1 protein-coding gene is annotated in these 263 nt (G+C 64.6%); it reads left to right on the forward strand.

Annotated elements, in window-relative coordinates; translation table 11 throughout:
• The coding region (locus JI666_RS21270; protein ID WP_206895079.1) for an MFS transporter at nt 1–263 on the forward strand (263 nt) is incomplete at both ends.

A 263-nucleotide genomic window follows, 5' to 3' on the forward strand; every position in this document is an offset into this window, starting at 1 on the left:
TTCACCATGACCGCCGCACCGCTGGCGATGATCGCCTGCGGCTTTACCGAGGCCGATGCCGCGCTGGGTATCCAGTGGCACATCATCGGCATGTTCGCCCCCAGCTTCGTCAGCGGGCGGCTGATCGACCGCTATGGCTATCGTCCGGTAATGGTCGCGGGGATCGTCTTTGTCGTCGCGGGCGCGATCCTTGCGCTGTCGGGCGAGGCGCTGGCGAATTTCTGGGGGACGCTGATCTTGCTCGGGGTTGGCTGGAACTTTGC

Origin of the sequence: Bacillus sp. NTK071 (assembly GCF_017303315.1) — a bacterium.
Taxonomy (GTDB): Bacteria; Bacillota; Bacilli; order Bacillales; family Guptibacillaceae; genus Guptibacillus.